The sequence below is a fragment of the Amaricoccus sp. W119 genome, assembly GCF_047275745.1.
Classification (GTDB): domain Bacteria; phylum Pseudomonadota; class Alphaproteobacteria; order Rhodobacterales; family Rhodobacteraceae; genus Amaricoccus.
Window position 1 is genome coordinate 1 of record NZ_JBKQWU010000106.1, and the last position, 6,797, is coordinate 6,797.

The 6,797-nt window shown below is 67.1% G+C and carries 11 protein-coding genes and 1 pseudogene; all 12 read left to right on the plus strand.

The window, feature by feature from the left end; all coding sequences use genetic code 11:
* The first annotated feature begins 98 nt into the window (after positions 1-98).
* On the plus strand, positions 99-557 hold the full coding sequence (locus ACLJK8_RS21450; RefSeq protein WP_413152454.1) for an HK97 family phage prohead protease: 459 nt from the start codon (positions 99-101) through the stop codon (positions 555-557).
* Positions 558-592: 35 nt separating this feature from the next.
* The gene (locus ACLJK8_RS21455) at positions 593-1,789 is read left to right on the plus strand and encodes a phage major capsid protein (protein WP_413152469.1); all 1,197 of its coding nucleotides are present in this window, start codon (positions 593-595) and stop codon (positions 1,787-1,789) included.
* 152 nt (positions 1,790-1,941) lie between these two features.
* Positions 1,942-2,541, plus strand: coding sequence for a head-tail connector protein (locus ACLJK8_RS21460; RefSeq protein ID WP_413152456.1), 600 nt, complete (start codon positions 1,942-1,944; stop codon positions 2,539-2,541).
* 29 nt (positions 2,542-2,570) lie between these two features.
* Complete coding sequence (locus ACLJK8_RS21465) at positions 2,571-2,879, plus strand: head-tail adaptor protein (protein WP_413152458.1); 309 nt, start codon at positions 2,571-2,573, stop codon at positions 2,877-2,879.
* A complete protein-coding gene (locus ACLJK8_RS21470) occupies positions 2,876-3,295 on the plus strand; it encodes a DUF3168 domain-containing protein (RefSeq protein WP_413152459.1) in 420 nt (139 codons plus the stop codon). The genes ACLJK8_RS21465 and ACLJK8_RS21470 overlap by 4 nt, the downstream gene beginning before the upstream one ends.
* A gap of 28 nt (positions 3,296-3,323) precedes the next feature.
* Positions 3,324-3,737, plus strand: a complete 414-nt coding sequence (locus ACLJK8_RS21475; RefSeq protein WP_413152461.1) for a phage major tail protein, TP901-1 family — start codon at positions 3,324-3,326, stop codon at positions 3,735-3,737.
* Positions 3,737-4,072 carry a gene transfer agent family protein gene (locus ACLJK8_RS21480; protein WP_413152463.1) on the plus strand — a complete coding sequence of 112 codons (336 nt, stop codon included), beginning with the start codon at positions 3,737-3,739 and terminating at the stop codon, positions 4,070-4,072. The genes ACLJK8_RS21475 and ACLJK8_RS21480 overlap by 1 nt, the downstream gene beginning before the upstream one ends.
* A complete protein-coding gene (locus ACLJK8_RS21485) occupies positions 4,069-4,290 on the plus strand; it encodes a rcc01693 family protein (RefSeq protein WP_413152464.1) in 222 nt (73 codons plus the stop codon). Before ACLJK8_RS21480 ends, ACLJK8_RS21485 begins: the two co-directional genes overlap by 4 nt.
* A complete protein-coding gene (locus ACLJK8_RS21490) occupies positions 4,280-4,927 on the plus strand; it encodes a phage tail tape measure protein (RefSeq protein WP_413152466.1) in 648 nt (215 codons plus the stop codon). Before ACLJK8_RS21485 ends, ACLJK8_RS21490 begins: the two co-directional genes overlap by 11 nt.
* A gap of 10 nt (positions 4,928-4,937) precedes the next feature.
* Positions 4,938-5,567 (plus strand): TIGR02217 family protein, encoded by a 630-nt coding sequence (locus ACLJK8_RS21495; RefSeq protein WP_413152467.1) that lies wholly within the window; start codon positions 4,938-4,940, stop codon positions 5,565-5,567.
* Positions 5,567-6,454, plus strand: a complete 888-nt coding sequence (locus ACLJK8_RS21500; RefSeq protein WP_413152468.1) for a DUF2163 domain-containing protein — start codon at positions 5,567-5,569, stop codon at positions 6,452-6,454. Before ACLJK8_RS21495 ends, ACLJK8_RS21500 begins: the two co-directional genes overlap by 1 nt.
* Positions 6,432-6,710, plus strand: a pseudogene (locus tag ACLJK8_RS21505) (hypothetical protein); the annotation flags it as partial. The gene ACLJK8_RS21500 and the pseudogene ACLJK8_RS21505, both read left to right, overlap by 23 nt.
* Positions 6,711-6,797: the final 87 nt, after the last annotated feature.

Here is a 6,797-nt window from a genome sequence, read left to right on the forward strand (position 1 = left end):
AGGACTACAACGAAAACCACCCGCACTCAGGGCTGAAAATGCGCTCGCCCCGCGAGTTCATCGCAGCTGAAACCGCAACCGCCTGAGTGTCCGGTGAAATGGGGGCAAGACCAGGCGGCGACGTCGTCGCGGCGGGAGCCTACGGCAAGTCGCTCGCGAGGCTCGCCGCGGCTGGCGGCAAGGTGAAGATGCTCTGGCAGCACGATCCCGCCCAGCCGATCGGCGTATGGGACGAGGTGCGGGAGGATGGCCGCGGCCTCTTCGTCCGGGGCCGGCTGCTGACGGAGGTCCGCGCGGCGTGCGAGGCGCTGGTTCTGCTGCGCGCCGGGGCGATCGACGGGTTGTCGATCGGCTACCGCACCCTGACCGCGGACAGGTCGGCGGCCGGGCGTGTTCTCCGCGAAGTGGAGCTCTGGGAGGTCTCGCTGGTGACCTTCCCGATGCTGCCCGAGGCGCGGGCGCGCTCGGGTGCGGACAGCGTGCCGGGCGATCCCGACGAGGATCTGGCGCTCGCGCTGGCCGAGGGCCTGCGCGCGGCGCGGGAAATGCTGGCATGACCGCCAGAGGGTTCAACATCAAGGACATGAGCGTGATGCAGATACCTGAGCTCAAGACCCGGAGCCTGACGCCGGGTTCCAGCGACCCGCGGGGAGAGGTCAAGACCGCTCTCGCCGGGTTCCTTGGGGAATTCAACGTGTTTCAGGCGGAAATCAAATCGAGGCTCAGGGAACAGGAAGCTCATCTCGCCATGCTCGACCGCAAGTCCATCTCGCTTTCGCGGCCCCACCTCTCGCGTTCGGCCGAGGTGGAGGTTCCGCACAAGAAGGCTTTCGCGGCCTATCTCCGGTCCGGCGATGACGACGGGCTGCGCGGTCTGACCCTGGAGGGCAAGGCCATGTCGACGGCCGTGTCCGCAGACGGGGGCTATCTCGTCGACCCGCAGACCGCCGCGCAGATCGTGGGCGTTCTGCGCTCCACCGCGTCGATCCGGACGATCGCGAATGTCGTATCGGTGGAGGCGAGCGCTTTCGACGTGCTCGTCGATCATACCGAGGCCGGCGCGGGATGGGCGACGGAGGCGGGTGAGCGTACCGAGACCGGTACGCCGCAGGTCGACCGCATCTCGATCCCCCTGCACGAGCTTTCGGCGCTTCCGAAGGCGTCGCAGCGACTGCTCGACGACTCCGCCTTCGATGTGGAAGGCTGGCTGGCGCAGCGGATCGCGGACAAGTTCAGCCGCGCCGAGGCACAGGCATTTCTCCTCGGCGACGGCATCGACAAGCCGACGGGCCTGCTGAACTACCCGAAGGTCGACAACGATCTCTGGGCATGGGGCTCGCTCGGCTATGTACCGACGGGCGCGGAGGGCGACTTCCTCGCAAGTGATCCCGCCGACGCGATCGTCGATCTCGTCTATGCGCTCGGAGCGCGGTATCGCGCCAATGCGACCTTTGTAATGAATTCGAAGACCGCCGGCGCCGTGCGGAAGATGAAGGACGCCGACGGGCGGTTTCTCTGGTCGGACGGCCTCGCAGCGGGGGAACCGGCGCGGCTCATGGGGTATCCGGTGCTGATCGCGGAGGACATGCCGGATATTGGTCCGGATGCCTTCGCCGTCGCCTTTGGCGATTTCCGTGCCGGCTATACCGTGGCCGAGCGACCCGACCTTCGCATCCTGCGCGACCCGTTCTCGGCCAAGCCGCATGTGCTCTTCTACGCGACCAAGCGGATCGGCGGCGATGTCAGTGATTTCGCGGCGATCAAGCTCCTGAAGTTCGCGGTGTCCTGAGGCTCGACACCTCGGGACCCGTGAAACGCCGGTCGTCTTGGACCGGCGTCGGCGCCCCCGCGTTCAACCAGCCGCTGCTCCTCATTCCGCTCGGGGAGCGCGGGGGCGCCACTCCCTGCCAATCCAGCCGATCCGCGAGCGAGGAAATGCCGATGATCCTGACGGAAGTAAGCGCCCCAACCGCCGAGGCGATGCCAATCCGCGCGTTCGGTGAGCACCTGAGGCTCGGAACCGGGTTCGCGGATGACGGATCGCAGGACACGATCCTGGAAGTCTACCTGCGCTCGGCCATGGCCTCGATCGAGGCCCGGATCGGTCAGGCACTTCTGTCGCGCCCGTTCGTCGCAACGCTCGGTCGCTGGCAGAGCGATTCGAGCCAGACCCTGCCGCTGGCACCGGTCGCTTCGGTCTCGTCCGTGGCACTGCTCTCCGGCGACGACGACCGGGTGGAGTTGGCGACCGACACCTGGTCGCTCCTGCGCGATCGCCATCGGCCGAGGCTTGTCGGACGTTTCGGTCGGTACCTGCCCCGAATCCCGCGCGGCGGTCAGGCGGAGATACGCTTCGTCGCCGGGTACGGGCCAGCCTGGGAGGATGTGCCCGCCGATCTGCGCCAGGCCGTCCTCCTCCTCGCGGCGCATTTCTACGAGCATCGTGCCGAGGGCGCGCTGTCAGGCGCGATGTTCCCGGGAACGGTCCTGACACTCATCGAGACGCACCGCGCGGTCCGGATCGGGCGGGGTGTGGCGTGACCGGGGCGTCGGGTCTGACCCGAGTTCTCGTGCTCGAGGAACGACAGCGAAGCCCGGACGGTCTGGGTGGCTTCTCGGTCAGGTGGGTAGGCGTGGGAAAGCTCTGGGCCAGCATCACGGCCCGGACGGGTCGGGAGGCCTTCGTCGCCGGCAGGCCCGAGGCGCGCGTCACCTACCGCGTCCTGGTCCGAGGAGCGCCCGTCGGGGCCAGATCCCGACCGCGCGCCGACCAGCGCTTTCGCGAGGGCGAGCGCGTGTTCGACATCCTGAGCGTGAGCGAGGCGGATCCGAGGGGGCACTATCTTGAGGTCATCGCCGAGGAAGGCAGGGCGTCATGACGCTAGCATTCTGCGTCAGCCTGCAGAGCGCGGTCTACGCTCGCCTGGCATCCGATCCTGACCTGGCCGGATTGATCGGCGGAGCGATCTACGACGCGCCCCCGGAGGGCACCGGCACGGAACGGATCGCCCATGTGACTCTGGGCGAGGAGCGCACCTGGCCCTTCAACACCAAGACGAGCGCGGGCGCGCGCCACGATTTCGTCGTGGTGGTGCATTCAGGCGAGGAGGGGTTCGCGACGGCGAAGCGGGTTGCGACCGCGGTCTGCGCCGCCCTCGTGGACGCGCCACTCGCCCTCCAGCAGGGGCGGCTGATTTCGCTCAGCTTTCAACGTGCCACGGCGGAGCGCGCCGCGGCGCCCGACAAGCGCCGTGTCTCCCTGCTCTTCCGCGCGATCGTCGATCAGGATCTGTGACTGCAAGCTCAATCGAAGGACGTAAGGCATGGCGGCTCAAAGAGGCAAGGACCTCCTACTGAAGCTCGACATATCGGGCAGCGGCACGTTCCAGACCATCGCCGGCCTCCGGGCATCGCGCATCACCTTCAACGCCGATACGGTCGACGTAACGCACCTGGGCAGCGAGGGGCGGTGGCGGGAACTGCTCGCGGGGGCGGGCGTTCGGAGCGCGGCCATCAGCGGGTCGGGCGTGTTTCGCGATGACGCGACGGATGAACGCGCGCGCGCGATCTTCTTCGCGGGCGAGATCCCGCTCTTCCAGGTGATCATCCCCGATTTCGGGATCGTGGAAGGACCCTTCCAGATCACGAGCCTCGAATACGCCGGCGATCATGATGGGGAGGCAAGCTACGAGATCGCCCTGGCTTCGGCTGGCGCCATTGCCTTCGAGGCGCTGTGATGGCCAATCCGTATCGGGGAGAAGTCACCCTCGTCGTCGATGGCGCGCCGAGGGTCATGCGCCTGACGCTCGGCGCGCTGGCGGAGCTCGAGGCGAGGCTGAATTGCGATTCGCTTCTCGACCTGATCTCGCGCTTCGAAAACGGCACGTTTCGTGTCCGCGATCTGATCGGTCTGCTCACGGCGGGATTGAGCGGGGGAGGGTGGCACATCAGCGAGGCCGACCTCGTCGGCCGCCGGATTGACGGAGGGCCGCTCGCCGCCGCGCAGGCCGCCGCCCGGCTCCTGAAGCTGACGTTTACGCTCCCGGATGATGAGCCGGATGCCCGATCGTGAAGCGCGTCGACTGGGGACGGCTGATACGGCTGGGCCTCTTGGACCTCAGGCTGAGGCCTGATGATTTCTGGGATCTGACACCCGCCGAACTCCTGCTGCTCGCAGGGCACGGCGGAGGGCACGAAGCGCTGACCCGCGCAGGTCTCGCACAACTTCTCGCACGGTTTCCCGACGGGGACGGCGAGCCAACCCGCGAGGGCGACAACTGTGGAATATGAAAGCGAGATCGGGCGGATCGAGGACCACTTCATCGGGCTGGAGGGAAGCCTTTCCGGTCTGGAGGGTGTCGCCACGTCCTTTCGCCGGGAACTCGAGAGCGTGGGCACGACGATGAAGGGCGCCGGCCGGGACGCCACGAACATGTCACGCACCATCTCATCGTCGCTTCGCCAGGCCTTCGAAGGAGTGATCTTCGATGGCGAGTCCTTGTCCACCGCGCTCACCGGCGTCGGGAGAAGCATGAGTGGCGCGGTTCTGAATCAGGCTTTGGCGCCGGTGCAGAACGCGGTCGGGTCCGCGGCGCAGTCCATGCTGGGGTCCCTGTTCGGCTTCTCCAAGGGCGGCGCCTTTCTCGGTGGGCGGGTGACGGCGTTCGCCCAGGGCGGCGTGGTCGACCGGCCGACGACTTTTCCGATGCGCGGTGGCACCGGCCTGATGGGAGAGGCTGGCCCGGAGGCGATCATGCCGCTCGCCCGGGGCGCGGACGGTAGACTTGGCGTGCGCGCGGGCGGTGGAAGTTCGGTGAACGTGACGATGAACATAACATCGCCCGACGTGAGCGGTTTCCAGCGATCCCGCACGCAGATCGCCGCCGAGATGGGGCGCGCGATTCAGCGCGGACGGCGCAACCTCTGAGGTCATCAGCATGAGTTTTCACGAAGTCCGGTTTCCGGCTCCCCTTTCCATGGGCTCCAGCGGCGGACCGGAGCGACGTACCGAGATCGTGTCGCTGCGAAACGGCGCGGAGGAGCGGAACACCCCCTGGCGACACTCCCGGCGGCACTACGACGCGGGGCTTGGCATGCGCTCGCTCGACGATCTCGCCGAGGTGGTGGCCTTCTTCGAGGCCCGGCGTGGGCAACTCTTCGGGTTTCGCTGGAAGGACTGGTCGGACTTCAAGTCCTGTCCGCCCTCCGCGCGGCCGGGGCCGATGGATCAGGCGATCGGGACGGGAGACGGGTCACGTCGAACGTTCCCTTTGTCGAAGCACTACGGAAGGGGCGCGGATCGCTACGAGCGGCCCATCCGCAAGCCGGTCGCGGGGACTGTGTCGGTGGCTGTGGCAGGCGTGATCCGCGACCAGGCCGACTACGTGCTCGACACGACAAGCGGGACGGTGACGCTGGTTGACGCTCCAGTCGAAGGCGCTCTCGTTACCGCCGGTTTCGAGTTCGACGTTCCGGTCCGGTTCGATGTCGACCGCGTCGCCGTGAGCGTCGCCGGGTTCGCCGCGGGTGAGATCCCATCTGTTCCAGTGATCGAGATCCGGGTCTGATGCGCGTCATCGGCGAGGAACTGCGGGCTCATCTCGATGGGGGTGCGACCACGCTCTGCAGATGCTGGCTCGTCCGACGGGAGGATGAGGTCGCGTTCGGCTTCACCGACCACGACGACGACCTGGCTTTCGATGGTCAGGAGTTTCGCGCGAGCAGCGGCATGGACGCGAGCGTGCTCAAGACCGCGACGGGTCTGAGTGTTGACAATCTTTCCGTTGTGGGCGCTCTCAGCGACACGGGCGTCACCGAAACTGACATACGCGCGGGCAGGTTCGACGGGGCACGGGTCTGGCACTGGCTCGTCAACTGGGGCGCGCCTCACCAGAGGATCCTGCTCTTTCACGGAACGTTCGGCGAGATCCGCCGTGCCGACGGCGGGTTCGAAGTCGAACTGCGAGGTCTGGCGGAGGCGCTGAACACTCCGGCCGGGCGGAACCTGCTTCGCCGGTGCGATGCTTCGCTTGGCGACAAGAGATGCGGAGCCGATACGTCGGACCCAGCCTGGTCAGGCTCCGCGACCGCGGTGCGTGGGCGAGGCGCCGAACTGTCGGTGAGAGTTGTCGGCGACTATGAGCCGGGGTGGTTCACTGGCGGCCGGCTGCTCTGGGAGACTGGCGCGAACGTCGGGCTGCGGGGGCGTATCCGAACTGACAAGATCGTTGGCGACGAGCGCAGGCTGAGTCTTTGGCAGGAGCCGGCGTTTGCGCCGAGCGCCGGCGATCGGGCGAAGGTGATCGCCGGGTGCGACAAGCTCGCCGACACCTGTCGCACGAAGTTCGTTAACTATCTGAATTTCCGTGGGTTTCCCCATATCCCTGGCGAGGACTGGGTCACAGCCTACCCGAAGGATGGTGAGGTGAACGATGGCGGAAGTCGATCTGGCTGATCGTCGCCGGCAGGGAGAGCTTGTCGTATCGGCCACGCGCCGTTGGATCGGGACGCCCTACTCCCATCAGGCGAGTTGCCGCGGCGCGGGAGCCGATTGCCTTGGGCTGCTGCGCGGCGTTTGGCGCGAGCTCAAGGGCCCGGAGCCGGAGGCCACACCAGCCTACACACCCGACTGGGCCGAGGCGGGAACAACGGAGGATTTGCTGAATGCCGCTCACCGCAACCTGATGAGAGCGGCGGTGCAAAAACCGGCCACGGTAGCGGCGGGATAGTCCGGCCGCGGGCGGAGTAAAATCCGGCCACCTATTTCCCTTCTGCATTGAACGCAGGAGGGACAGGGG